Here is a 24,446-nt window from a genome sequence, read left to right as displayed (position 1 = left end):
GCTGAATGGCGGGTACAGGGCCCAGTGCACCCTCCGTGCCGCGCCACGTCGGCTGGGGACTCCGCCCCGCCCCCGAACGTTCGGCCCGAGCCCGGGCGCGCGCCGACGAGCGCTCGCCGCGTATTGCCACACGCAGTGTCGCGTTACGCAACATCCGGGCGGTGTCAGCCCGCTTCGCGGATCCCGTAGCGCTCGAGCTTGCGGTAGAGCGTAGAGCGGTCGAAGCCCAAGATGCGCGCCGCCTCCGACTTGCTCCCGCCCACGGCCTCCATGACGCGGCGCACGTACCGGCGCTCCACCTCTTCCATCGTCACGAGCTCGGTCGGGTCGCTGGCGGCGACGAGCACGTCGGACGGGCGGTGATCGCGCACCCGCGGGGGCAGCTCCTCGGGGGTGATCTCGCCCGTGAGGCACAGCGCGACCGCGCGCTCCATGCAGTTCTGGAGCTCGCGCACGTTCCCGGGCCACGGGTAAGCCAGCAACCTCTGGACGACGTCGCCTCGCATTCCGGACACCACCTTGCCGTGGCGCTCGGAGAAGCGTCGGAGGAAGTGCGTAGCGAGCGCGAGCACGTCCTCGCCCCGCGCGCGAAGAGGCGGCAAGTCCACGTGCACTACGTGGATGCGATAGTAGAGGTCCTCGCGAAACGCCCTCTCCGCGACGCGGCTCTCGAGGTCGCGGTTCGTGGCGGCGACGAGGCGCGCGTCGAAGGGGACCTCCTGCGTCGCGCCGAGCGGGCGGACCTTGCGCTCCTCGAGCGCGCGAAGCAGCTTCGCCTGCACGCCGATGGGCAGCTCGCCGACCTCGTCGAGGAACAGGGTCCCGCCTTGCGCCTCGAGGAAGAGACCCCGCTTGGCGCCCTTCGCGTCGGTGAAGGCGCCTCTCACGTAGCCGAACAGCTCACTCTCCAACAGCGCCTCCGGGAGGGCGGCACAGTTGATGGCGACGAAGGGACCTCGGGCGCGGCGACTCCGCTCGTGGACGGCCCGCGCGACGAGCTCCTTGCCGGTGCCGCTCTCGCCCGTCACGAGCACGGTCGCCTCGGTGGCCGCGACACGATCGACGAAGTCGAGGACCTCGCGCATCACGCGGCTCTCCCCGAGGATGGCGGCTTCGGGGGCGCGTCCGCGCGCTTCGCGCTCCAGGCGCTTCACCTCCACGCGCAGGCGTCGGTGCTCCAGAGCGCGCGCCACGACGAGGTCGAGCTGAGCTGGCGAGAAGGGCTTCGTAAGGAAGTCGAACGCGCCAGCTCGCATGGTCGCGACGGCGGCCTCCACCGACCCGAAGCCGGTCAGCACGACGACCGGGAGATCGGGTTTCTGCCCGGCGACGTGGCGGCAGAGATCGGTGCCCGAGACCTCCCCCATGCGGAGGTCGGTGAGCACGAGATCCATGTCCTCGCCGAGCGCGATGGCGAGGGCCTCCTCCGCCGACGTCCGCCCGACCACGTCGTGCCCGCGCTTCGTCAGCAGGCGCTGGAGCTCGTTGCAGAAGTCGGGATCGTCGTCGACGACGAGGATGCGGGGGATCATGGAGGGTGAAGTGGAAGGTAGATCGAAAAGGTCGAGCCGTGGCCCACCTCGCTCTTGGCGGTGAGCCAGCCGCCGTGCTCCTCCACGATCCCCTTGGCCACGCTGAGCCCGAGGCCGGTCCCTCTGCCCTCAGGTTTTGTCGTGTAGAACGGCTCGAAGATGCGCGCCAGCGCCTCCGGCGAGATGCCGACGCCCTGGTCTTCGATGTCGATCCGTGCGGCCCGAACCGGCGGCGCCGGCGAGCCCGGGGCGGCGGCCGCCTCGACCCTCGTGAGCTGGACGCGAATCGTGCCTCCCGACGGCATCGAGTGGACCGCGTTCACGATGAGGTTCGTGACCGCCTGCTCGACCTGACCTTGATCGACGTCGACCAGGAGGTCCGTGGGGGTGACGACCTCGAGCGCGACACCGTGCTTCTTCGCGAGCGGTCCCAGGAGCCGCGCCGCGCTGGCCAGGACCTCCGGGAGAGAGGTCTCGCTGACGGCGGGCGGTTCGAGCCGCGAGAAGTCGAGGAGCTGCCGAACGATGCGACTCATTCGCTCCACCTGCGCGACGATCACGCGTGACGCATCCTCGCGTTCCGATGGCGTCGCGGGCTCGTCCGCGAGGCCCTGCGCCCGGATGAGGACGACGTTGAGAGGTGTGCCAAGCTCGTGGGCGATCGCCGAGGACAGCGTCCCCACGGTTCGGAGACGGTCGAGGTGCCGCAGCTGTTCGAGGGTCTCCACTCTCGCCGTCGACTCCTCCTCGATGCGCCGCCCTGCCTCCTCGAGCCGAACCCACATCGCGTTGAGCTCGCGCTTGAGGTCTCCGATTTCATCCCGACGGTCCTCTGGAAGGCGCGCGGAGAGGTCGCCCTCTGCCGCACGCCGCGCCTGGGCGACCACGCGCTCCAGGGGCTTGCCGATCAGGACCGAGCCGAGCCCCCACGCCAGGCCCACGACGACGAGCCCAAGGGTCAGGGTGGCGCCGAGCTCCTCCCGCAGCGCGGCTCGTAGCAGCGCCGCCTCGCTCGGCACCGAGTGGCGGAGCACGAGCGTGCCTCCCTCGCGGTCGGACACGCGGATCGGTATCGACACCCGGAGCGTTCGCCCGTCGCCGTTCGCCCGCGTCGCGGAGGGCTCGGTGGACGACGGGGGGCCGGACTCCCACGCGACGTCGACGTTCGCCCGCTGCACGTCCGCGCCCTCCGCGATGCGCCTCGCCGCCGTCTCTCCGCCCTCGGGCCACGAGATGACGATGGCGACCTTGAGGGCCTCGGCGAGGGCGCGGGTGTCGCTCTCGATGCGAGCCGCGGCCCGCTCCGACTCGCGCACCGCGGAGAGCCAGCTCGTCACAGCGAGCCAAGCGCAGGTGGCGGCGAAGAACGCGGCGGCGAATCGACTGACGACCTTCATCGTGGGCTCCTCGGGGGGCGAGCCCGCTAAAGCAAAGCTCGCGCCACTCGCGCCGCGCAGGGCCGCGCGAGGCGAAGCATAGTAGCGCTCAGCACCCACGCGGCCCACGCGGAGCTATCAACGGGCTGCAAGCCTCGCCCGCGCGGGGAGCGGGGCCGGTTTGACCCTCCCCGCCCTGCGTGGTACCGACACGCGGATGGCGTCGCGGCCGGCCGTTGTTCCGCTCCTTGCGCTCGTAGCCTGCGCGGCGTTCGCCAGCTGCGGCGAGTCCGGCTCGTCGCCGGCGGCCGCAGACGACGCTGCCGTCGGCCCCTCCTCGTCGCCGTCGCCGTCGCCGTCGCCGTCGCCGTCGGCCCCGGGCCCGGCTCCCTCGAGTGACGACGCGGCCGTCCCACCTCCCGACACGGCTCCGGTCCCGGACGCGGCGCCACCCCCGCCGGAGCGAAAGACGCGCTTCGCGCTGCTCGGTGATTTCGGCGTGGACAACGCGGCCGAGGCCGCCGTGGCCGACCTCGTGAAGGCGTGGGGGCCGGACTTCATCGTGACGCTGGGGGATAACAACTACCCCGACGGGTCGGCCGCCACGATCGACGCCGCGATAGGCAAATATTACTCGGACTACATCTTCCCGTATCGCGGCGCGTTTGGCCGCGGCGCGACCGAGCAGCGGTTCTTCGCTTGCCTCGGCAATCACGACTGGGACACCGGCAGCCCCAGGCCACACCAGGACTACTTCGACCTCCCGGGCAACGAGCGCTACTGGGAGCTCGCGAAGGGGCCCGTGCGCTTCTTCTGTCTCGACAGCGATCCCCGCGAGCCCGACGGCACGACCTCGACCTCGATTCAGGGGAAATGGCTCGAGCAGCGCCTCCGCCCGGCGACCGACGCGTTCCGTCTGGTCGTGTTCCACCACCCGTCTCACTCGTCGGGTCAGCACGGCTCCCAGGCTTACATGCAGTGGCCGTTTCAGGCTTGGGGCGCGAGCGCCGTGTACACGGGCCACGACCACAACTACGAGCGGTTCGACTTCGGTCCCGGCACGATCCCCTACGTCGTTCAGGGGCTCGGCGGCGCCAACCTCCGACCGATGGCCACGTCGCGTGCGGGGCAGGCGATCGCCTACGCCGAGAAGCACGGCGTCTCCTTCGTGGAGGCCGACGAGCGCTATGCGGACTTCACCGCGGTGACCGTGGGCCGCGACCGCGTCGACGAGCACGTGCTGGTCTCCGATCGCGAGTCGCGGCGCCCCACCGACACGCTCTTCGCGGCGGGCGGGAGCCACCGGTTCTTCGAGCAGCAGCCGCCGGCGGGCTGGAACGCGCCAGGCTTCGACACCTCGGGGTGGAAAGTCGGCGCTGCGCCCCTTGGCTACGGGCAAGGGGGTGAGCGTACGGTCCTCGCGCGCGGCCTCGCGCACTACTTCGTCACGAAGATCACCGTGCCCGATCCCCGCGTATACGACCACGCGGTGGCGTGGATTCAGCGCGACGACGGGGTCGCGCTCTACGTGAACGGGTGGGAGATCGCGCGCTCGAACCTCCCCGAGGGGGCCCTCACGGCCCAGACGCTCGCCCCGCAGACCGTGGGCTTCGCCGCGGAGCGCGCGTGGGTCCCCATCGTCGTGCCCACCGCCGCGCTGCGCGCGGGCGAGAACATCATCGCCGTGGAGCTCCACCAAGCGAGCGCGACCAGCTCCGACGCGACGTTCGATATTCGCTTCGAGGGCAAGCGCTAGCAGCCCGTTGATTGACTCCCGTCGGCCCGTCGCCGCCGCATCCCGACCGCCGTCGTTGCGATCCTGCGGTGCGTGCTCACCTAGAAACGCCCACCTGGAACACGCTCCGCGCGCTCCTCGGATCGCGCCTTGGCGGGCCGGGCGCGGACGACGCCGGGCCTCGGTCCGTCAATCAACAGGCTGCTAGGTCTTGCGGGCGACGCCGGTCGGGTGATCCGCGAAGGCCTCCATGAGCCCTCGACGATCCAGGGGCGTGCACCATGGTGCGCCGAAATGTGGGCTCGAGGGGGCGGTTTCCCGCCCTGCGACGCGGCACACATCGTGCTACATCTCGGGCATGCGCGTCGCGCCGCTCCTCATCGCCGCAGGGTTCGTCGCAGCCTCCTTTGGGGGCTTCGGCTGCGGGGCGGCGCTCCCCGCGGAGGACGGGGTCTCGGCCGACGAGGTCATGGGGACCGCCTTCGCGAGCAAGGAAGCGCTGTTCGGCGCCGACATGCTGTTCGTGCGCATTCAGGGCTGGGACCCGGCGAAGATGACCCCCGCGACGCTCGCGAGCGAGACCGCGGTGCCCGGCGCCGAGCTCGTGGTCTATCGAGCCAAGGCGAACAGCAAGCTCCACTGCCCCGACTCGGAGGCGAGCACCGCGGACCTCGCCTACAAGACCAAGACCTTCACGCTGCGGACGAGCGGGAACCTGACGAACGGCACGCCCAAGTCGAGCTACAAGATCTCGCTCGAGAAGAAGGACGATCGCTTCTTCGGTATGAAGAAGCTCAACTTGAAGAGCATGTGGAACGACGTCTCGCAGATGCGAGAGGCGTTGGCGTGGTCCACGTTCCGCGAAGCGGGGGTCCACGCTCCGCGACACACCTACGCCAAGCTCTGCGTCAATGACCGATACTTTGGGCTCTACTCACTCATCGAGGAGATCGACAAGCCCTTCTTGAAGGACCACTTCGGCAAGAACGACGGCGGAAATCTCTACAAGGCATATTGGAGCGAGCCAGGCATCGATCTCGGGCCCGCGACGCTCGGCTACCGAGGCACCGCCGGAGACGACGGCGGCAAACACTACAAGAAGGCCACAGACATCGAGCAGCGGACCTACCGGCTGAAGACGAACGAGGAGGCCACCGATGACCCGGCCCTCCAGACGTACGACGACCTCGCGACCCTCGTCCGCACACACTCCGCCGTGGGCCAGCCGGGCGCCGGCGACGAGCGCTATGCCACCCCGGCGTACAGAGACGCGCTCTCGGAGGTCTTCAACGTGAAGGGGTTCCTCCGCTGGGCCGCGGTGACCTCGCTCATCGGCGCGTGGGACAACTACTACGCCACCCCCGCGAATTACTTCGTGTACAACTCGGGGAGGCGGGGGGTGAGCGGGGCCGACGTCATGTCGAAGCCCTACTTCACGTGGCTCCCTTGGGACTACGACAACTCGTTCGGCACAGACTTCTTCGGGCGAGCGTGGCACGAAGCGAGCATCGTCGACTGGGTCGGCTACGACGGGAAGAGCAACATGGAGTCGCTCCCACTCCTCGGAAACATTCTGAAGAACGGCGCGTTCTTGGCCTATTATCTCGACTTCGTGCAGTGGGCCAACGACACGCTCCTCACGGAACCGAAGGTGATGTCGAAGGTCGCTCGCCTCTTCGCGCGCGTCGAGCGGGCCGCGTACCTCGAGGGCGAGGGCGGGGCGCCCGCGCACACCGGGCGGCAGTTCACGAACGACGAGGTGTACCGGAACGGCTTCTCTCACCACGAGCTGCGGAGAGGCCAGCAGGTCATCCTCGGGATAAAGCACTTCGTGGTCATGCGCCACGAGCGCGTGGCCGCCGAGCTGACTCGGCTCCGCGCCCAGCGAGGGGTCGCGCAAGGATCGAGCGGCGCGACGTTCCCGGCGCCGCTGGACGAGCTCCCGTAGACCCTGGAGTGCGCGCAGCGGCGCCCCCGCGGGCCACCGCCGCTGCGTCGGCCTGCGGTATCGCGATTGCCTTCGACGGAGTGGTCACCATCCGCGATGGGTCGGTCGTCGAGAGCCTCTCGCCTAACTCATCAGGAGCGAAACAACCAAGTTGCTGGCGCAGCCGGTCTCGGATACGACCAAGTCATGAAGCGCGTTCTCGTCACCCTCTTTGTCCTCTCCTCCTTCGCCGCCGGGTGTAGCTCCACGGCCCCCGTCCAGACTCCCGCCGGTCCCAAGCCGACGGCCGAGGCCGGCGGTGGCGGATCGGTCGACGGCGGGCCAGACGCGGAGGACGGGGGCCCCTCCCCAGAGCGCGACGTGAACGTCCCGGACACCGCGCCTGTCGACATGTGCAAGAAGATGGACATCGTCTTCGTCGTCGACGACTCCGGCTCGATGTCTGCCGCGCAGGCCAAGCTCGGCGCCAACTTTCCCCGCATGGTCGGCGCGCTGAATGCGTTCAGGACGAAGTCGAACTCCGAGCTCGACTACCGCCTCGCCGTGACGAGCACGGACACCTTTCGCACGGACTTCGCCACCGGGGGGAAAGGCGGCTTCGTGACCCAGGCGGCCTGCCAAACCGGCCCCACGCGGCCGTGGCTCGAGCGCACGGATTCGGACGTCGCGGACGCCTTCAGCTGCCGCGCCAGGATAGGAACGAGCGGGTCCGCCACCGAAAAGCCCCTCGACGCGCTCCTCCTGTCGATCACCGAACGCACGGCGGATCAGAACCGGGGCTTTCTTCGCGACGACGCGCTCCTCGCCTTCGTCATTCTCACGGACGAGGAAGACAGCAGCACGGCTACGCCCACGCAACTGATCCGGAGGCTCGATGACCTCAAGAAGACCCGCGGTCGGTGGGCCGGTAGCGTCATCGCCGGTCCAAAGGACACCAACTGCACGTCCGGGGCGCACACCGCCTATCAAGCGCCTCGGCTGCATGCGCTCGTCGAGGGCGCCGCCGACATGGCGACCGGACAGAACAACATGATCGCGAGCTCGATCTGCCAGCCCGACTTCGACGTGGCCATAGACGACGCGCTGAAGACGTTCACCGCGGCCTGCCTCCGCTTGTGATTTAGATCCCCACGTCTTCGCCCAGTACGACGCGCTCCGCACCGCGGGCGGTCGGTTCGTCCGGCTCTGCGCGGACCGCGCGTACGTCGAGGCGATCGGCGGGAGACCCTATCCCACGGCGGTCGACAACGACGCCAATACCCCCTTCACGAGGGCGACACTCCGGGCCGCCGTCAACCCGGAGACGGTGCCCACGCCCCTCGCGATACGGGCCGCGGCCGCGGAGCTCGCGGACCGCGCGGCGACGGGCAATCTCACGCCGAACCTGACGGCCGCCCTGCCGCCGTAGGCCGGCGCGATAGGCGCGGCATCGACCGGCCGGTGGCCGACGACACCCCTTCCTGACGTGGGCCGCTCGGGTACCAAGGGCCGGTGGGGACGCGCGCGCTGACGCTCAGGGACAGCTATTTCGGCCCCGACAGGAGACGCTCTCGAAGGCGTCTCACTGCGACGTGGAGGTACGCGTCGCGCAGGTGCTCTTCGACGGACGTCCAGTCCGGACGCGCGTCGAGCACGACACCGATCCACCCGCTCGGCCCGACGTAGGGCGGGCGAAAGTACCGCTCCGGCGCAGCCTCGACGAGCGACGCCTGCACCCCGTGCGGCGCCGGCAGCCACACCGAGAGGTGGTTGGCACCGTGGTGGTGGTCGTCGAGCATCGCGAACACCTTGCCCTTGCCCGCGAACCACGTCGGAGACCCGTGAGAGATCCGCTCGTTCGCTTCGGGGAAGGCCAAGCAGAGCGCGCGCAGGCGCGCAACGATCGCCTCCTCGAGGTTCGGGGCTCGCCGCCTTGCCGCCATAGGACGATGATGCGCGACCTCGAGCGCGCTGGGAACCTCTCGATCAGTCCGTGGGCGCGTCGGCGCCGGCGTCGCCCGCGTCGGTCGGCAGAGCCGCGGCGTCGGCGAAGCCTGCGTCGAGTGGGGTATCGCACGTGACCTCCGGGCAGATGCTCGGGCCTCGGTAGAGCCGCGGATCCCGTTCGACCGCGGGCTTCGTCTCTTGTCCCGAGAAGCCGATGCCGAGTGAAATCGCGTTGCACGGGGCCTGGGCGTCGGAGTCTATTCCGGTCTGGATGTCGCGCGCGGGGCAGACCGTGGCTCGAAACTGGGCGTCGAACTTGGGCTGCGTGCACAGCGGGAGCTGCTCTTCGGGGTCGAACGCGAAATTGCGGATGTCGCGCAGGGCTTCGGCTACCTCCCACTTGCCGGCGATGACACCGTCCTCGAAGCGTCGGCGCGCGCCCGCGTCGTCTCGCGCGAGCCGCGCGGTGAGGACAACGTCCTTTACGACGATGCGCAGGACGTTTCCAATGTTCGATCGCTGGATGGGGAGCACGAGTCGGCTGAACGACGCGTGGAGTACGCCGTCGCGGACGTACGCCTGGACGTCGACGAACGCGCTGCCGAAGAACTCCACCTCGTTCGCGAACTCGGAGTCGAGCTTCCAGTCGTCCGCTTCCGTGAACGTGGGGGTCTTTGTCTCGTCGACGAGGCCCAGGGTCGGACGGAACGCGAGCCCCACGTCGGGGTCGTTCGCGGTGCCGTTGTAGCGCTGGACGTCCACGAGGAAGCCGAAGCGCCCGCGCCGCAGGTTCTCGTCGATCTTGGCTGGCGAAAAGGCGGCGTAGACGTCGCCGAGCAGGCGGAGCAGCTGAAAGGTCGTGTTGTCGACGCCTTCCGGCTTGTCGACCACGTAGGCCTCGAAGTCGGTGGTGAGCTTCGTGGCGACGCAGCTGCTCGTCGGAGGATCGACCGTGCAGTACCCATCGAGATCGTAGCCGGGCGCGCTCGCCCCCGTGCGCATGCCCACGTCGAAGCGGTCGAACGCGACCGTGAAGCGCTCCTCCGGAGCACCCAAAGTGTCACCGCCGTCGGGGCGTTTGGCTGGGCGTTTTCCGGTGGGGCAGAGCTCGCGCGCGTCCGGTGCAGGGGGGGGCGGGACGCTGGGGGACGCCGAGGGGGCGGCCTCGGGGGCGGCGTCCGGGTAGGCTTGGGTGATCCGCTCGAACCCGAGGATGTCGGCGCACGCCGCCAGCGCGAGCGGCGCGAGCGCTGCAGCGGTGACCGTCCACGCGAGCTTCTTGCGCATCAGAAGCTCCCCGCGGCGGAGAGACCGGCGTAGCCAGGGCCGGTCGCGGGTGCCACGTTGAAGGCGTAGGTCTTCTTGTCGGGCGCCCAGACGATCAGCGCGACGCCGGCGGCGGTCGCGATGGCGCCGAGCACCGTCGCCACGGTCGCGCCCGTCGCGAGGTTGAACGCGGCCTCGTTCTCTGCCACGGCGTCTGCGCTGAAGCACGAGTCTTTCTGTGGGCAGAAGCGCGTAGAGGAGTCGTATTTGCCTTTCGCGAGTACGGCGACCGCGGCCCCCACGCCGATCCCGACGAGCCCGACGCCCGCCAGGGTTGCCCCGCCGATCCGAGTGGGGGTCCAGAACCTGGGCGAGGGCGCGACGCCGGGACCCACGACCATCGACTTCTTCTCCGCGGTGAGCCGCGGAACCGCCACGGGCGCCGGGGTAGCCCCCTCGGTCACCGTGATGCGGGTGCTCCACGTGACGTAGCCCGGAGCTCTCGCGCGAATCACGTGCTCGCCGGGATCGACGGCCATCGCGAGGCCCCACTCGCTCTCCGAGAGGCGCGTCGTGTCGCGCTCGACCACGAGGCCCTCGGTTCGGGCCTGAGGCGAGACCACGACGGTGAGGCGCACGAGCCGGGGCGCGAGCGCGCGCACGCGCTCCTCCGCCTGGGCTGCCCACTCGTCCCTGCCCGCTTTTCGGGCGGCGACGATCGCGTTCGAGAACGCGCCCCACGCGCTCGCTACCTGACCGTTGCGCTCGTAGCAGGTGCCCAGATTGAGCAGGGTGGAGGCCTTTGGGTCGGCGTCGTAGCTCGCGCGGAACTTGGGGCAGGCCGCCTTGTAATTTTCAACCTTCACGTCCGCGAGCGCGGCGTCGAAGAGCTCCTTGCCGCGGGTGCGCGCGTCGTCGGCCGTCGGCGCCGCGGGCTCGTCGGCCGACGCGTTCGCGGGCGTGAACGCCAGAGTGAGCGTCGCAAGGGCGAGCGTGGTCGGGACGAGTCGTCTCATTCGCCGTACGGAACGAAGCCGGGAGGGCCCGAAGGGGTGGGTTTCGCGGTCGCCTTGGCGACCGGCGGAGGCGCTGGAGCCTGCGGCTGAGGAGCGGGTGGCTGAGCGGCCGGTGCCGCGCTCGCGTTGGCCATCGGGGTGGGGGCGCCCGGCTTGCCCCGCGGCTTGGCGGTCGCGCTGACCCGAGCGGTCACCGAGGTTGCCGGCGCAGCTTGACTGGCTGACGCCGCTGGGGCCGGAGCGGGGCCGCTCCATCCGCCGGCCGCGACCGTCGCGGGCGCGCCTTGAGTGAGCGAGGCGGGGGGCCCCGAGGGGCCTGGCGCGACGGCGAGCGAGCCAGGTCTCGACGTGGCCGCGAGGGCACCCGCGACGCCCAGGCCGACGAGCCCGGCGGCGACGGCCATGTACTGCCACGCGGGTCGCGCCGTGCTCGTCGTTGCGGCGGCGGGGGCCTCCCCGGAGGTGGCGAGGTTGACGCCGCTGTCACCGGCGGAGCTGACCGCACCGACCGCGGGGGACGCGCCCGCGCCCCTCCGAGCCGCGCTCGCGCGGGCCTGCGATGTGGACTCGTCGAGAGCCCGCGCGATGTCGGGGTCGCTCTTCGCGTCCAGCGTGGGCGCGAGCGGGTCGTGCACGGCGATGCCGTCGGGGAGGCTCGCGAAGGAAGCGCGGGTCGGGGCCCTCAGGACGGCGGCGATGCTCGCGGCCATCCCCTTGGCGGAGTCCCCGCCGTAAGGCTCGAGGTCCTTCGCGAGCTCCGCCACGTTCGCGTAGCGCTCGTCGACGTTCTTCGCGAGGCAGCGAGCGATGATCGCCTCGAGCCCCGCGTCGACCTCCTCGCGGTGCGCGCGCACCGGCGTGGGATTCTCCATCGTCACCTGGAAGACCAGCCCCGGGATGCTGTCGGACTCGAACGGGTGTCGACCGGTCAGCAGCTCGTGGAGGAGGACCCCGAGCGACCAGATGTCGGTTCGCTCGTCCACCGTGCGGGAAGACCGAATTTGCTCGGGCGACATGTAGAGCGGTGAGCCGAGGAGGCTCTGCGAGCGCGTGAGCGCCATCTGTTCGCCGGATTCTTCGAGCGCCTTGGAGATGCCGAAGTCCAGCACCTTGACCAGGGCGGAGCCGTTCACCCGGTGCGTGAGAAAGAGGTTCTGAGGCTTCAGGTCGCGGTGGACGATCTTGGCGGCGTGCGCCTCGGCGATGGCCTCGATCGCCTGGAGGATGTACTGAACGGCGACGGCGGTCGGGAGGGCGCCCAGCTCGTCGAGCACCGCCCCGAGGTCTCGGCCTTCGAGGTACTCGAGCACCATGTACGGGCTGCCGTCCTCCAGGCGAGCGACGTCGAGGACCTTGGCGATGTGCTCGCTCTTCAGCTTCCCGGCCGAGCGACCCTCGCGGAGAAAACGCCGAACGAGATCCGCGTTGGTGCTCATCTCGGGCTGGAGGAACTTGATGGCGACCTTCTGGTCCAGCTCCTCGTGCGTGGCGGCCACCACGATCCCCATGCCGCCAACGCCTAGCAGCCGGTCGACGCGGTACTTTCCCGCGAGGATATCGCCCGTCGCGACGGGAGCCCTGACGTCCTGTCCATTCATGGGGAACCGCGCAAGTTTCGCGCGTTTGGTGCGGGCCGACTAGCCCATTCGCCCGTGGTCCGGCCGATTTGGCGGACCATTTGTGCGGCAACAGAGCAGGTGTGCGTGTCGTCCCGTTTCCGCTCGCCAAGACCCACATCCACGCCGCTCGGGGTCGCTCGCCCCGAGCGGAGGCTGTGGAGAAGAATTGTGTCGCGCGGATGTCTGACCTCCGCGCACACGTCGGCGGCGTTCGTGGTCCGGACGCGAAACGAGGCGCTCCTAACGGCCCGCGCTGAGCGCCAGCCAGGCGAACGCGAGCCCGCATCTCGAGCGGCGCGCGTAGGACGCCACCCGCGTCGCCGCGGCACGCGCGGGGGCGGCCGCGCGTGCCGGGATGGCGCTGAGGGTGGCCGCCAGCGCGCTCAGCGCCGCGCGTCGTCCCTCACCACGTACGAGGCGATCGCGGCCGCGAGTGAGGCCGCGACGAGCGCACCGATGGCCACGGCGAAGTGTCCGAGCGCCGTGGCCGCGAGCCCGGCGACGCCCGCGAGCACGAAGAGCGCTCCGCCCACGCGGTGGGTGCGTTGCCAGACCTCGTCGGACGACAGCGACCGCGGCGTGCGGATGCCCGCGAACCCGTTGCGCCGGAGCTTGGGCAGGAGCAGCCCGAGCGCGATCGAGAAGCCGGCGAGGACGAACCCCAGCCCGCGCCCTGCGCGCGGCGCGCCCGACAGCGCGACGTCGAGCATGACGACGTGGAGCCCGGCGAAGAGCGCCACCACGATCAGGGCGGTCTCTGCGAGGGGAGACGCCAGCGCGCGCGCGCGCGCCTCGCCTCGGAGGACGAGCGGGGCTCCGCGGACGACGCCCCACACGGCGAGCGAGAGGGCGGGCATGAGGAGCGCGCCCACGAGCCGCGGCGCGAAGCCGTCGGCCACGCCGTGGAGGTCGAAGTGGATGGGCACTTGGGTGGGGAGGCGCTCGTACACGCGCGCCGTCCCGAAGACGGCGCCCGCGAGGAGCGCGAGCGCGGCGAGATCGGCGCGAGCGAGGCGCGAGCGAGGGGTGCGAGGGGTGCGAGGGGTGCGAGGGGTGCGAGGGGTGCGAGGGGTGCGAGGGGTGCGAGCGGTGTGGACGGTGCTCATGACGGGCCTCTCTTTCTGGGGGACGCGCGGGCGGCGAGGGCAGCGGCGCCCGCGAGGTCGAGGAGCTCCGCCGCCAGCTCTTCGAGGACGTTGGCGCAGAGCGAGTAGACGACGCGAGTGCCGCGCTTCTCCGCGCGGACGAGCCCTGCTTCGCGCAGGACCTTCAGGTGGTGGGACAGGGTTGGCTTCGACAGCTCGAAGGGCGCGGCGAGGTCGCCGGCGCTCCGCGAGCCGTCGCGGAGCGCGCGGAGGAGCGCGCGGCGTGTGGGATCGGCGATGGCCTCGTAGAGGGAAGCGTTCATGGCGACACCTCGCCTGCGGCTCGGGGCCGCCCTCGACCTTGGTTCGCGCCTTCGGGGCTCACTGTCAGGTTCATGGCGACACCTCGCCTGCGGCTCGGGGCCGCCCTCGACCTTGGTTCGCGCCTTCGGGGCTCACTGTCAGGTTCATGGCGACACCTCGCCTGCGGCTCGGGGCCGCCCTCGACCTTGGTTCGCGCCTTCGGGGCTCACTGTCAGGTTCATGGCGACACCTCGCCTGCGGCTCGGGGCCGCCCTCGACCTTGGTTCGCGCCTTCGGGGCTCACTGTCAGGTTCATGGCGACACCTCGCCTGCGGCTCGGGGCCGCCCTCGACCTTGGTTCGCGCCTTCGGGGTTCATGGCGACACCTCGCCTGCGGCTCGGGGCCGCCCTCGACCTTGGTTCGCGCCTTCGGGGCTCACTGTCAGGTTCATGCCTTCCTCCTTTCGGCTGGGCGGCATGGACACGCTCGCCCTCGGCTCGCTTGCGTGTTCGGCCTGTTCGATGAGTATCTATTTAGGCACTCGTCGAACAATGGCAAGCCGATCGCGTCACGATTTCGGCGAGGCCTTGGGCGATCGGGGCGGCGAGCCCGGATGTCTCGCCGTTGTTCGCGCGGCTCGAGGGCCTGCCGCCGCTGCTCGTGCACGCCGGCTCGCACGAGACTCTGGTCGCGCAGATCCGGGCCTTCGTCGCTCGCGCGCGCGACGCCGGCGTCGAGATCACCTTCTCGGAGCACCCCGACATGGTGCACGTGTGGCACCTGCTCCGCGCCATGACCCCCGACGCCCAGCGCGCGATCGACGAGGCCGGCGCGTTCATCCGCGACCGCGGCGGTGCGCCCGCGTAGCGCGGGCGCGACCGGAATTCACAGGCAGGCAAAGTCGGGGAGGCCGGATTCGAACCGACGACATCGAGCACCCAAAGCTCGTGCACTACCAGGCTGTGCGACTCCCCGGGGGACACGCGCATCGTAGCACGCGCGCCGGCGGACGATACGGTTCTTCTGGTGACGGCGCGACGCTCAGCGTGGTGAGCGTCGCGTCAGCGCGCGGTCAGCGCGCCGAGGGCCTCTGCGAGCCCCGCCGGCGTCGCCTTCAGCGATACGTAAACGTGGTCGGCGTCGGTCTCGACCGAGCCGATCCCGACAACCGGCGTGATGACCGACAGCGCCTTGCGGAGCGCCTTGTTCGCGGCGAGCTGCGGCACCTTCATGAGATCGACGACGATGCGGTCGTCGTGGGCGTCGATGATCGCCGGCGGTCGCTTTGGGAGGAACTTCACGACGTTGCCCGGCTTCGAGAGGTCGAGCGCGCCCGACTTCACGAGCATCGCCACGGGCGACTCGATGTCGGAGAGGATCGCGAGCTTCACGTCGCGCAGGCGCACGCCGATGCGGATCGACTCGGGCGAGATGAACACCTCGTCGATCTTGATCGAGGCGGCCGCGCGCATCGGCGTGCCCATCGCGTCGACCACGGCGCTGAGGCGCAGGGCGGGCGGCGTCGCGTCGATCTCGACGTCTTTCGGCGCCTTCTTGCCCTTCACTTGGCCCGCGAGCCACCGCAGACTGGCCAGGGGCACGCCGAACTTGAGCGACGTCGCGTTCGACGCCGCCTTGACCACCTCGTCGGGGTTCTTGCGCAAGTAGCCGAAGGCCGCCTTGAGGACCGATGTTGGGTTCATGTGTCGAGCGTACCGGCTCAGGAAGCCTTTGAAAGCCGGAACTTGCGACGCGCCCCATTCCGCGGCGCGTCATTCTCGGGAGGCGCCCGGTTACGCGCGCACGATCGCGTCCCAGTGCTCGGCGATCTCGCTCGCCGTCCACACCGTGCTCTCGCCTTCCTTGAACTTTCCGGGTGTCTCCACCACCTTGAAGGCGTACATCCGGGCGCCCGCGACCGCGAGGACGTAGCCCGTCCGTGCGCCGCACAGGTCGCTCGCGAGGAAGAGCGCGGCGGGCGCGACGTGCTCGGGGCCGAGCGTCGCCGTGTCGTGGAACATGGGCAGGTCGTCGGTCATGCGGGTCTTCGCGATGGGGGCGAGCGCGTTCACCGTGATGCGGTGCTTCTGGAGCTCGATGCTCATCGTGCGGGTGAGGCCGTACACGCCCGCCTTCGCGGCGGCGTAGTTCGCCTGGCCGAAGTTGCCCAGCATGCCCGACACGCTGGTGGTGTTCACGATGCGCCCGCCCTCGCCGCGGCGCACCGCGAGGCGCGCGAAGGCCTGCGAGCAGAGGAACGTGCCGGTGAGGTGGACGGCGAGCACCGAGCCCCACATCGCGTCGTCCATCTTCAGGAGGCTCTTGTCGCGCAGGATGCCAGCGTTGTTGACCAGCACGTCGACCTGGCCGAACGCGTCCACCGCCGCCGCCATGATGCGCTCCGCGCCCTCGCGCGTGGCGACCGTGTCGGTGTTGGCGATGGCCACGCCGCCCTCCTTGCGGATCTCGACGGCGACCGCCTCGGCGGGGCCCGGGCCCTCCGCCGCGCCTTCGCCCTCGACGCCGTCGCGTGCGCCCCCGAGGTCGTTCACGAGCACCTTCGCGCCCTCTCGCGCGAAGAGCTTCGCGTGCTCACGGCCGATCCCGTTGCCCGCGCCGGTGACGATGACGACCTTCCCTTCGAGCAGTGCCATGCACACGGCTTTACCTCGTCCCTGGCGCTGCGGGGCGCCCTTTTTCGGCTCGCCGTGGCTCCCGCCGGTCGCGCCGGAACTTGGGGCTATTTGACCGACGTTGCGCTAAGGACCCCGGAGACGCGGAGCGGTGCGACGCGAGGGGAGCATGAACCGAGACACGAAGCGCATCTTGACCTCCGCGCTGGACCTGCCGGCGGCCGAGGGCGTGACGCCCGGCGGGCACCCCGACGAGAGCGCGCGCGCAGCACCGCCGTCCTCGCGCTACGACGCGCGCGATTTCCCGACCCAGCCGGGCGGCCTGCCCGCGGCGCCGCTCGTGCGCGATCGAGCGTCACTCGTGAGGCTCACCGGGGTCGACGCCGGGCGGGTCTTCGTGCTGGACGCCGAGGTCACCACCGCCCTTGGGCGCGGGTCGGACGCGACCTGCACGCTGGACGATCCCGGCGTGAGCCGCCACCACGCCACCATTCGGTTCGTCGACGGTCAATGGATCTTCGAGGACCTTGGCTCGACCAACGGCAGCTTCGTCGCGGGCCTTCCCACCCGAGGCGCCTCGGCCGTGCTCCGGCCGGGCGCGCGTATCCAACTCGGACCCGAGGTCGTGCTGCGCTTCTCGGTCACCGACGCGGCCGAGGCCGAGCTGCAGGCGCGGCTCTTCGAGTCGTCGACCCGGGACGGCCTGACCCAGCTCTACAATCGACGGTACTTCTCCGAGCGGTTCGCCGCGGAGGCCGCCTACGCTCTGCGCCATCGCACGCCGCTCGCGCTGCTCCTCCTCGACATCGACCGCTTCAAGGGCGTGAACGACAGGTATGGCCACCTCGCCGGAGACGCCGTGCTGTGCGAGGTCGCAGAGGAGATCCTGCGCGTCGTTCGCGCCGAGGACGTCGTCGCTCGCTTCGGTGGCGAAGAGCTCGTGGTGCTTGCGCGCGCGACGAGCCGCGATTCGGGCGCCCGCCTCGCCGAGCGCATCCGGGCGTCGATCGGCCACCTGCGTGTGACGGCACCTGGAGCGCCCGAGCCCATCGGAGTGACCGTGAGCGTCGGAGTGGCCGACCTCGCCGAGATCCCTCAGGGTGGGGGAGAGCACGAGCTCCTCGCGCTCGCCGACGCCCGCCTCCTCTTGGCGAAGGCGGCCGGTCGGAACCTCGTGGTGGCGGAGGACTCATGAACCTGAAAGTGAGCCCCGAAGGGGCGAACGAAGGCCTATGCCAAGCGACCGAAGGGAGCACGGCATGAACATGCAAGCGAGTCGGAGGCGAGCGGCGTGTCCATCGCAACCGACCGAAGGGAGGGCGTCATGAGGGCAGGCAGGGGCGGACTCGTGGTCGTTTTCGGGCTGGCAGGCGCGCTCGGCGCGCTCGGCGCTTGCACCGCAGCCTCTCCCGGCCCGACGGCGACAGCGCAGACGCGCCCGGCGGAGGTGACCTTCCCGAAGGGGTTCCTCATGGGCTCGGCGACGGCCTCGTTCCAGATCGAGCGAGACAACGGCGGCACCGACTGGGGCGTCTGGTCGACCCTCCCCGGCAAGATCAAGCGGGGCGACAAGCCCGACGACGGGCCTGACGCCCTCGCGCACATCGACGAGGACATCGCGTCGCTCGTCGCGACGTCGCAGAACGCGTACCGCTTCTCGCTCGAGTGGGGGAAGCTCTACCCCACCCGCGCTGCGTTCGACAGCGACACCCCGGATCCGGCGGTGCTTGCAAAATACACAGATCTCATTCAGAAGCTCCGCGCCGCCAAGATCACCCTGATGCTCACGCTGAGCCACTTCACGCTCCCGGTGTGGCTCGCGGACCCGCGCGTGAAGGGCCCGTACGGGTGGGAGCAGCCCGAGACCGTCACGGCGTTCGGCGGCTACTGCGAGCGCATCGCCAAGCGCTTCGGCAAGGACGTCGACCTGTGGGCCACGATCAACGAGCCGGTCGTGGCGCCGCTCGGGGGCTACATCGAGGGCGGCTTCCCTCCAGGCCTCACCCTCGAGGTCGATCGCGCGCTCACGGTCATCAAGGCCGAGGTCCGCGGCCACGCGCTCTGCTACGACGCGATCAAGCGCGTCGACAAAGACGACGCCGACGGCGATGGGCAGGCGGCGCTCGTCGGTCCGGTCATCCACCAGCGCGACGTGCTCCCGCGCGATCCAAAAGACCCCGAGGACAAGGCCGCGGCGCAGCGCGTGCGCTATGTGAACAACCTCTGGTTCGCGAACGCCGCCGTCTTTGGTGACTACGACGACGACTTCGACGGAAAGCTCGACGGGCCGAACGACAAGCGGGCCGACGCCGCGATCGGCAAGCGCGCCGACTTCCTGGGGGTGAACTACTACACGGCGATGGAGGCGGCCGCCTCGGGAGGTGTCGTCTTGCCGCGCGTGAACGCCGTCATCAAGGCCGATCGCTTGCAGAACGCGCGACCGAAGACCGACTTCCACTGGGACATTCACCCGGCCGGCTTCGCCAGCGTGCTGGATGAAGTTGCACAATACAAGCTTCCGGTCTACGTCACGGAGAACGGCATCGCCGACTCCGCCGACGTGAACCGCTCGCGTTTCCTCGCCGAGCACCTCTTCGAGCTCGGTTACTCGATGAAGCGCGGCCTCGAAGTGAGGGGCTACTTCCACTGGTCGCTCATCGACAACTTCGAGTGGAACAGCGGGTTTTGCCCGCGCTTCGGGCTCGTCGCGTACGACACGAAGACCAAGACGCGCACGCTCCGGAAGAGCGCCCAGACCTTCGCGCGGTTCATCCAGGCGGGGAGGGTCACGCAGGCCGACATCGACGCCCAGCCGCCCTACGCCGCGCCTAGCTCCTGCGAGTGAGCGCGTCGCGGTGGGTCTCGTGGTCCGCGCGGGCCTGGGCTCGTCGCATCGCTCTCGGGCTCGCGTTCCTCGCGGCCGTGACGGCGCCGCGTCAGGCGCGCGCCGAGCCCGTCGAGACGTCGGGGCTCGTGGCCCCGCGACCGATCGCGGCGCTGCGCGCGGACTACCCCAAAGGTGCGGTCGCCGCGGCGCTGGTCGTCGTCGAGCTCGTGGTCGAGGCCGACGGCCGCGTGAGCGAGGCCCACGTCGTGACCGGCGAGGCGCCCTTCGCCGAGTCGGCCCTCCGCGCGGTGCGCGCCACGCCGTTCGCGCCCGCGACGCGCGCGGGGAAGCCCGTGGCCGCACGCATCCGCGTGCCGATCGACTTCCTGCCGTCGGTAGACCTGCCCCACGATCCCTACCCCGACGCGCCGCCGCGCCCGGGCCCGCCGCCGAGGGTGGTGCTCCCGCCGAATCCGTACGATGGGCTCGCGCCGAACGTCGTGCAGATCCAGGTGCAGGGGGCGCGGCGAGTCGCGGGCGTGACCCGCCTCGGTCGCGCGGAGATCCGCGATCTACCCGGCGCCTTCGGCGACGGGTTCCGCGCGATCGAGACCCTGCCGGGAGTGGTGCCGGTCGCGAGCGGGCTGCCGTTCTTCTTTGTGCGCGGGGCGCCGCCCGGAGCCACAGGCTACTTCCTCGATGGGGTCCGCCTGCCCGTGCTGTTTCACCTTGGCGCCGGCCCGAGCGTGGTGCACCCCGCGCTCGTCGACCGCATCGATTTCTACCCCGGCGCGGCCCCCGCAGAGTTCGGGCGCTCGTCGGGCGGCGTGGTCGCGGGCGCCACGAAGGAGCCTTCGCAGCGGCTCCGCGGCGAGGCCAACGTGCGGCTGCTCGACGCCGGCGCGCTCGTCGAGGTCCCGCTCCCGCGCCAGCGCGGCTCCGCGCTCGTCGCCGGGCGCTTCGGCTACCCAGGGCTGCTCCTGCCGCTCTTCGCGCCGAACACGCGGCTCTCGTACTGGGACTACCAGTCGCGCGTCAGCGTCCGCGTCGGCGAGCGCGACACGCTCACGCTCTTCGTCCTCGGGAGCTACGACTACCTCGGGCGAAGGGTCGGCTCTACGGGCAACACGACCGTCGTCTCCGACCCGGTGGGGCTCGGCGAGGTCGCGCAGTCCGAGCAGCTCGACACGCGCACCATCTTCGAGACCGAGTTTCACCGCGTGGAGCTCCGGCACGATCACACGATCCCCTCGGGAAAGGTGCGCACGGCCCTCACGGTCGGCACCGACGGCAGCGCGCTCGGTCTCCGCGATCGCGTGCGGGGCGAGATCTTCGGCTGGCGCTTCGAGTGGGAGCGCGCGCTCAGTCGCGAGGTCGTCCTGCGGGGCGGCGCCGACACCCAGTACAACCGATACGAGGTGCGCGGCGAGGCCGACGTGCCGCCGAACCCCGAGTTCGTGAAGCTCTTCCCCACGCGCGACGAGCTCTTGCTCGGCACTCGCGCCGACGTCACCTGGTCGCCCGCGGGCCGGCTGCGGTTCATCGCGGGGATGAGGCTGGATCACTACTCGGCGTATCGCATCTCGGCGTTCGAGCGCGCGCCCGGGGCCGAGCCCGACGCCCTTCCGGGCAGGCAGGTGTCGGTCGAGCCCCGGCTCTCCGTGCGTGTGGGCGTCGTGCCGCGCGTCGTGTTCGTGTCGGCGGTGGGCATCGCCGCGCAGCCTCCTCGCTTCCTGCTCCCCCTACCGGGGCTCACCGTGGGGCGCCTGCGCGAGGGCCTCGAGCGCTCCGCGCAGACGAGCCATGGCTTCGAGTGGACGCTGCCCTACGCGATGGCCCTGACGACGACGTTCTTCTCGTCACGGACGATCGGCCTCGCCGACGCGTTCGCCGCGTGCCCTGGCGCGCGCAACGCGTTCACGGACGGAAACGCCTGCACGACGCGCACGAGCGGCAGCGCGGTGGGCCTCGAGCTCTACCTGAAGCGCGACCTGTCGAAACGCATCGCGGGCTTCGTGTCCTACACTCTCTCTCGGGCCTCGCGGACCGTACCGGCGAGCGTCTTCGGCGCCGAGGCGCCGCCGGTGGGCGCGAGCGTCGCGAGCGATGGGCGCGTCGTGATCCCCTCCGACTACGACCGCACCCACGTGCTGAACGCCGCGGTCGCTTACGACGTGGGGCGAGGCTACCGCGCGGGGCTCCGGTTCGTTCTCTACTCGGGCCGCCCGTACACGCCGACGGCGAGCGACGGCTCCCTGCTCGGGGCGCCGAACAGCGCGCGGCTCCCGATCTTCTCGCGCTTCGACGTGCGGCTCGAGAAGCGGTGGGAGCTCGGCGCGTCGAGGCACGTGTCGCTCGTGCTCGAGGGGCTCAACGTCACGCTGCGGAAGGAGGCCACGGGCGTTCGCTGCGCCACCCGGGCCGGGCCCGACGACGTCGATCTCGGGAACGGGTGTGTAGGTGAACAGATCGGACCTATTACGGTCCCGAGCCTCGGCGTCGAGGGCGCGATGTGAAGGCCGCCGTGCGGTCGACGCTCAGTCGCTCGCGTGGTTGGCCGAGGCCTTCTTCACCGCGACCTCACCCTGCGCGCTCACGTGCACCACAGCCTCGTACGAGAAGCCCGCCGGCGGGTGGCTCGCGAAGCGGATCTCCCACCCGGAGGTGACGCTCTTCGCCTCCTGGCCCACGCCGCGCGTCCACGAGCCAGTGTGGGTCGGCGCGATCTGCACCTTCTTCACGTGGGCGGCGTAGGCCTTGTCGAGCGCCGCGTCGGCGGCCCGCGCCGCGCGCGAGACGGCGTCCTCCTGCGACCGCACGGGGCCGCTGAGGACGGGCGGCGGGCTCGCGTCGGGCTTGGTCGCGGGGGCGTCGGGCGCTCCGGCGTCGACGGGAGGCGAGGGGACGGTGTTGTCGTCGTCCGCCTCGGGCGGGCCAGCGTCAATCGTCCGCGCGCTGGGGAGGGCCGCCGGCGTCGCCGGTGCGGGGGCGCCGCCGCAGCCGCCGATCGACAGCGCGAGCCCGAGGAGGCCCGCCGTGGCGAGCGAGGCGAGCGGGACGAGGATGTGTCGAGTTGTGGGCATTTTTCCTGAGCCTCGCACTCCTAGCCGAGCCAACCGCTCGGCGGAAGTTTTCGGCGCCCGCGGGGTCGGCTAGAGTCGATCGCATGGTGGAAGCGGCGCGAACGGCTGGAGGCGGTGCGCTCGTGCGACGGGTGGGGGCCCTCGGCACTCTAGGTTGGCTCGCGCTCGCGGCGTGTGCCGGCGAGTCACCGCCGGTCGCGTCGCCGAGCTCGTCTGTCGCGCCCCCCGCGCCCCCCGCGCCCCCCGCGCCCCCCGCGAGCGCAGCCAACGAGCCGTCGTCGCCATCCCCGTCGCCGTCGTCGTCCGCCGCGCCGACAGGGGGAGGCGGCCTCCCGGCGGCGAAGCTCGGCGAGATGTGCGGCGGTTTCGCCGGCATCGCCTGCGCCTCGGGCCTCGTGTGCGGGAACGTCATGCCCGTCGCCGACGGCTCGGGCACGTGCCGGAAGGCGAACGGGGCGCCTTAGGCGCGACGTCGTCGCGCGCTAGACCCGCACCGCGAAGGCCCCGTCCGGCACCGCACACTCGCCCGTCCCGACGATCACGAGGCGCTCGCGAAACGACCGGTCTCCGGCGATCTTCGTGGCGATTGGGGTCATGACCACCTCCTCGAGGAGGCGCCTTGACCACGCCCACGAGCTGGGCGACGCGCTCGACGGCCTCGTCCTGCCTGACGAGGCGCCGCCGCAGGCTCGCGATCGTGTCGGCGAGCTGCAGCTCCTCGGCGTCTTGCAGCAAGAACGTGGGGACGCCGGTGCGACCGCTGAACCACGTGTAGACGTCGGCCGGGTCACCGTCGCGCGCGGCGCGCCCGACCCGAGGCGCGCCTCGGTGGCCGCGCAGAGCTCGTCTGCGAGGCGCACGGCCTTCCCGGGGAACGACTCGTACGGGACGTAGCGGTCTGCCAGATCGATGACCGTGGCGATCGCCTCGGCGCCGAGGGTCGGTCGAGATGGGGTGCGCTTGGCCTCGTAGTGCGCCAGCTCGCCCAGCACGTGGGTCGCTTGCGAGGCGCGAAGCGGCTCGAGCCGCACGCGCCCGAAGCTCGAGAACAGGGCTCGGGGGTCGCGCGCGACGTGCGCACGTCATGTCACGCTTCGGGCCGGTCGCGCGACGAGTCTGCAGGAGCGGGCGTGGCGGCCGGTGGTCGGTCACGCGCGAGCGCGCGAATCGGGGTGTCGGCGAGGACGCCGTCCGCCCGCGCACCGTGGAGGCATCATGACCCGTCGAAGTCGTGTGGGCGCGCTCGCGTGCGCGCTCGGAGCCGCGCTCTGCGCGGGGTACCTCGCTGCCGCCTCCCTCGCGGGGCCGGGGGCTTCGGCCGCGCGCGCGCTGGCGCCTCCGCGGACCGCCGCCGTGGCTCGCCCACCGCGCGCGCCCGCCGCGCCCTCGCGCATCTCCGACGGAGCGACGACCCCGCCGGTCGAGGCGAAAGCAAGCGCCGGGTCGCGCGAGGTCGTGTTCCTCCACGGAATGGGAGAGCGACCCGAGGAGGCCTGCAGCGTCCTCGGCGCCGCCGTGCCGGATCGCCACGCCCTCCTCTGCCCGCGCGGAGACGTGGCGTTCGGGCGGGGCTACACGTGGGGCGGTGCCGTCCTCTCGATGACCGCTCGGGTCGACCGCGCCGAGGCCGACTACGCGGTGCGCCACCCCGGCGCGATCGACGCGTCCCGACCTGCCCTCCTCATCGCGTTCTCCCAGGGAGCCTACGTCGCCATGCAGATCCTCTCCGCGCGTCCCGCCCGGGTGTCCGCCGCGCTCTTCATCGGCGCGGACATCCGGCCCACGCGGGCGGCCCTCGCGGCCGCTGGGGTGAGGCGCGTCGCGTTCGCCGCGGGCCGCTACGACATGACCTCCGAGCCGATGCGCCGGTCTGCCCGCGCGCTCGAGGCCGCGGGCGTCGACGCGCGCTTCTTCGACCTCGGCCCCGTCGGCCACACCTACGTCGCGCCCGACCCGAGCACGGTCCCGGAAATCGTCGCGTGGCTGGCCTCCGCGCCCACCGAAGGCAGCTGAGCGAGAGACGGGCGCGCGCCGCGGGGACGGAGCTGCGCTAGGCTCGGCGAGGCATGAACCCATTCGAGCTGGCGCGCGGCGCC

Annotated in this window: 21 protein-coding genes and 1 tRNA gene; 9 read left to right on the top strand and 13 right to left on the bottom strand. The window is 71.1% G+C overall.

Annotated features, from left to right (window positions below; all coding sequences use genetic code 11):
- Positions 1-164 precede the first annotated feature (164 nt).
- A complete protein-coding gene (locus IPQ09_03785) occupies positions 165-1,532 on the bottom strand; it encodes a sigma-54-dependent Fis family transcriptional regulator (protein MBL0193342.1) in 1,368 nt (455 codons plus the stop codon).
- The gene (locus tag IPQ09_03780) at positions 1,529-2,929 is read right to left on the bottom strand and encodes a HAMP domain-containing histidine kinase (GenBank protein MBL0193341.1); all 1,401 of its coding nucleotides are present in this window, start codon (positions 2,927-2,929) and stop codon (positions 1,529-1,531) included. Before IPQ09_03780 ends, IPQ09_03785 begins: the two co-directional genes overlap by 4 nt.
- A gap of 196 nt (positions 2,930-3,125) precedes the next feature.
- Here IPQ09_03780 and IPQ09_03775 point away from each other — a divergent pair, with 196 nt between their 5' ends.
- The 3 genes from IPQ09_03775 (at position 3,126) to IPQ09_03765 (ending at position 7,710) form a co-directional block, all read left to right on the top strand.
- Entirely contained in the window at positions 3,126-4,664 is a 1,539-nt protein-coding gene (locus IPQ09_03775) for a metallophosphoesterase (protein MBL0193340.1), read from the top strand.
- A 337-nt stretch (positions 4,665-5,001) separates the two neighbouring features.
- Positions 5,002-6,591 carry a CotH kinase family protein gene (locus IPQ09_03770; protein MBL0193339.1) on the top strand — a complete coding sequence of 530 codons (1,590 nt, stop codon included), beginning with the start codon at positions 5,002-5,004 and terminating at the stop codon, positions 6,589-6,591.
- A 186-nt stretch (positions 6,592-6,777) separates the two neighbouring features.
- Positions 6,778-7,710, top strand: coding sequence for a VWA domain-containing protein (locus tag IPQ09_03765; GenBank protein MBL0193338.1), 933 nt, complete (start codon positions 6,778-6,780; stop codon positions 7,708-7,710).
- Between the two features lie 404 nt (positions 7,711-8,114).
- On the opposite strand, the gene IPQ09_03760 is transcribed toward IPQ09_03765, so the two are convergent.
- From IPQ09_03760 to IPQ09_03735, 6 genes are all read right to left on the bottom strand, one after another.
- Positions 8,115-8,513, bottom strand: a complete 399-nt coding sequence (locus IPQ09_03760; protein ID MBL0193337.1) for an MmcQ/YjbR family DNA-binding protein — start codon at positions 8,511-8,513, stop codon at positions 8,115-8,117.
- Between the two features lie 43 nt (positions 8,514-8,556).
- Entirely contained in the window at positions 8,557-9,804 is a 1,248-nt protein-coding gene (locus IPQ09_03755; GenBank protein MBL0193336.1) for a hypothetical protein, read from the bottom strand.
- Entirely contained in the window at positions 9,804-10,799 is a 996-nt protein-coding gene (locus IPQ09_03750) for a hypothetical protein (protein MBL0193335.1), read from the bottom strand. The genes IPQ09_03755 and IPQ09_03750 overlap by 1 nt, the downstream gene beginning before the upstream one ends.
- Positions 10,796-12,397: a serine/threonine protein kinase gene (locus IPQ09_03745; GenBank protein ID MBL0193334.1), complete on the bottom strand. Its 1,602-nt coding sequence runs from the start codon at positions 12,395-12,397 to the stop codon at positions 10,796-10,798. The genes IPQ09_03750 and IPQ09_03745 overlap by 4 nt, the downstream gene beginning before the upstream one ends.
- 404 nt (positions 12,398-12,801) lie before the next feature.
- Positions 12,802-13,524 carry an SdpI family protein gene (locus IPQ09_03740; protein ID MBL0193333.1) on the bottom strand — a complete coding sequence of 241 codons (723 nt, stop codon included), beginning with the start codon at positions 13,522-13,524 and terminating at the stop codon, positions 12,802-12,804.
- The gene (locus IPQ09_03735) at positions 13,521-13,826 is read right to left on the bottom strand and encodes a winged helix-turn-helix transcriptional regulator (GenBank protein MBL0193332.1); all 306 of its coding nucleotides are present in this window, start codon (positions 13,824-13,826) and stop codon (positions 13,521-13,523) included. The genes IPQ09_03740 and IPQ09_03735 overlap by 4 nt, the downstream gene beginning before the upstream one ends.
- A 605-nt stretch (positions 13,827-14,431) precedes the next feature.
- Between IPQ09_03735 and IPQ09_03730 the strand changes: the two genes are divergently transcribed.
- Positions 14,432-14,674, top strand: a complete 243-nt coding sequence (locus IPQ09_03730; protein ID MBL0193331.1) for an alpha/beta hydrolase fold domain-containing protein — start codon at positions 14,432-14,434, stop codon at positions 14,672-14,674.
- A 34-nt stretch (positions 14,675-14,708) separates the two neighbouring features.
- On the opposite strand, the gene IPQ09_03725 is transcribed toward IPQ09_03730, so the two are convergent.
- The 3 genes from IPQ09_03725 to IPQ09_03715 all read right to left on the bottom strand — a co-directional run bounded on the left by IPQ09_03725 (position 14,709) and on the right by IPQ09_03715 (position 16,461).
- Positions 14,709-14,782, bottom strand: a tRNA-Pro gene (locus IPQ09_03725).
- An 86-nt stretch (positions 14,783-14,868) separates the two neighbouring features.
- Positions 14,869-15,510 carry a hypothetical protein gene (locus tag IPQ09_03720; protein ID MBL0193330.1) on the bottom strand — a complete coding sequence of 214 codons (642 nt, stop codon included), beginning with the start codon at positions 15,508-15,510 and terminating at the stop codon, positions 14,869-14,871.
- Between the two features lie 90 nt (positions 15,511-15,600).
- The gene (locus IPQ09_03715; protein ID MBL0193329.1) at positions 15,601-16,461 is read right to left on the bottom strand and encodes an SDR family NAD(P)-dependent oxidoreductase; all 861 of its coding nucleotides are present in this window, start codon (positions 16,459-16,461) and stop codon (positions 15,601-15,603) included.
- A 148-nt stretch (positions 16,462-16,609) separates the two neighbouring features.
- Between IPQ09_03715 and IPQ09_03710 the strand changes: the two genes are divergently transcribed.
- The 3 genes from IPQ09_03710 (at position 16,610) to IPQ09_03700 (ending at position 21,783) form a co-directional block, all read left to right on the top strand.
- Entirely contained in the window at positions 16,610-17,635 is a 1,026-nt protein-coding gene (locus tag IPQ09_03710) for a GGDEF domain-containing protein (GenBank protein MBL0193328.1), read from the top strand.
- A gap of 129 nt (positions 17,636-17,764) precedes the next feature.
- Positions 17,765-19,285: a glycoside hydrolase family 1 protein gene (locus tag IPQ09_03705; protein ID MBL0193327.1), complete on the top strand. Its 1,521-nt coding sequence runs from the start codon at positions 17,765-17,767 to the stop codon at positions 19,283-19,285.
- Positions 19,282-21,783: a TonB family protein gene (locus IPQ09_03700; protein MBL0193326.1), complete on the top strand. Its 2,502-nt coding sequence runs from the start codon at positions 19,282-19,284 to the stop codon at positions 21,781-21,783. The genes IPQ09_03705 and IPQ09_03700 overlap by 4 nt, the downstream gene beginning before the upstream one ends.
- A gap of 21 nt (positions 21,784-21,804) precedes the next feature.
- On the opposite strand, the gene IPQ09_03695 is transcribed toward IPQ09_03700, so the two are convergent.
- Positions 21,805-22,350 (bottom strand): hypothetical protein, encoded by a 546-nt coding sequence (locus tag IPQ09_03695; GenBank protein MBL0193325.1) that lies wholly within the window; start codon positions 22,348-22,350, stop codon positions 21,805-21,807.
- A gap of 83 nt (positions 22,351-22,433) precedes the next feature.
- Between IPQ09_03695 and IPQ09_03690 the strand changes: the two genes are divergently transcribed.
- Positions 22,434-22,814 (top strand): hypothetical protein, encoded by a 381-nt coding sequence (locus IPQ09_03690; protein ID MBL0193324.1) that lies wholly within the window; start codon positions 22,434-22,436, stop codon positions 22,812-22,814.
- A gap of 18 nt (positions 22,815-22,832) precedes the next feature.
- Here IPQ09_03690 and IPQ09_03685 read toward each other — a convergent pair whose 3' ends face one another.
- Complete coding sequence (locus IPQ09_03685; GenBank protein ID MBL0193323.1) at positions 22,833-23,381, bottom strand: hypothetical protein; 549 nt, start codon at positions 23,379-23,381, stop codon at positions 22,833-22,835.
- Positions 23,382-23,565: 184 nt separating this feature from the next.
- Here IPQ09_03685 and IPQ09_03680 point away from each other — a divergent pair, with 184 nt between their 5' ends.
- Positions 23,566-24,363, top strand: coding sequence for a hypothetical protein (locus IPQ09_03680; GenBank protein ID MBL0193322.1), 798 nt, complete (start codon positions 23,566-23,568; stop codon positions 24,361-24,363).
- The last annotated feature ends 83 nt before the right edge of the window (positions 24,364-24,446 follow it).

This window comes from Myxococcales bacterium (genome assembly GCA_016720545.1).
GTDB lineage: Bacteria > Myxococcota_A > Polyangia > Polyangiales > Polyangiaceae > JAAFHV01.
This window is presented reverse-complemented; position numbering and strand designations above follow the sequence as displayed.

Bases quoted from the DNA above. Each gene is read 5' to 3' on its own strand.
- IPQ09_03785 (MBL0193342.1), bottom strand. From the start codon at position 1,532: ATGATCCCCCGCATCCTCGTCGTCGACGACGATCCCGACTTCTGCAAC.
- IPQ09_03780 (MBL0193341.1), bottom strand. From the start codon at position 2,929: ATGAAGGTCGTCAGTCGATTCGCCGCCGCGTTCTTCGCCGCCACCTGC.
- IPQ09_03775 (MBL0193340.1), top strand. From the start codon at position 3,126: ATGGCGTCGCGGCCGGCCGTTGTTCCGCTCCTTGCGCTCGTAGCCTGC.
- IPQ09_03770 (MBL0193339.1), top strand. From the start codon at position 5,002: ATGCGCGTCGCGCCGCTCCTCATCGCCGCAGGGTTCGTCGCAGCCTCC.
- IPQ09_03765 (MBL0193338.1), top strand. From the start codon at position 6,778: ATGAAGCGCGTTCTCGTCACCCTCTTTGTCCTCTCCTCCTTCGCCGCC.
- IPQ09_03760 (MBL0193337.1), bottom strand. From the start codon at position 8,513: ATGGCGGCAAGGCGGCGAGCCCCGAACCTCGAGGAGGCGATCGTTGCG.
- IPQ09_03755 (MBL0193336.1), bottom strand. From the start codon at position 9,804: ATGCGCAAGAAGCTCGCGTGGACGGTCACCGCTGCAGCGCTCGCGCCG.
- IPQ09_03750 (MBL0193335.1), bottom strand. From the start codon at position 10,799: ATGAGACGACTCGTCCCGACCACGCTCGCCCTTGCGACGCTCACTCTG.
- IPQ09_03745 (MBL0193334.1), bottom strand. From the start codon at position 12,397: ATGAATGGACAGGACGTCAGGGCTCCCGTCGCGACGGGCGATATCCTC.
- IPQ09_03740 (MBL0193333.1), bottom strand. From the start codon at position 13,524: ATGAGCACCGTCCACACCGCTCGCACCCCTCGCACCCCTCGCACCCCT.
- IPQ09_03735 (MBL0193332.1), bottom strand. From the start codon at position 13,826: ATGAACGCTTCCCTCTACGAGGCCATCGCCGATCCCACACGCCGCGCG.
- IPQ09_03720 (MBL0193330.1), bottom strand. From the start codon at position 15,510: ATGAACCCAACATCGGTCCTCAAGGCGGCCTTCGGCTACTTGCGCAAG.
- IPQ09_03715 (MBL0193329.1), bottom strand. From the start codon at position 16,461: ATGGCACTGCTCGAAGGGAAGGTCGTCATCGTCACCGGCGCGGGCAAC.
- IPQ09_03710 (MBL0193328.1), top strand. From the start codon at position 16,610: ATGAACCGAGACACGAAGCGCATCTTGACCTCCGCGCTGGACCTGCCG.
- IPQ09_03705 (MBL0193327.1), top strand. From the start codon at position 17,765: ATGAGGGCAGGCAGGGGCGGACTCGTGGTCGTTTTCGGGCTGGCAGGC.
- IPQ09_03695 (MBL0193325.1), bottom strand. From the start codon at position 22,350: ATGCCCACAACTCGACACATCCTCGTCCCGCTCGCCTCGCTCGCCACG.
- IPQ09_03690 (MBL0193324.1), top strand. From the start codon at position 22,434: ATGGTGGAAGCGGCGCGAACGGCTGGAGGCGGTGCGCTCGTGCGACGG.
- IPQ09_03680 (MBL0193322.1), top strand. From the start codon at position 23,566: ATGACCCGTCGAAGTCGTGTGGGCGCGCTCGCGTGCGCGCTCGGAGCC.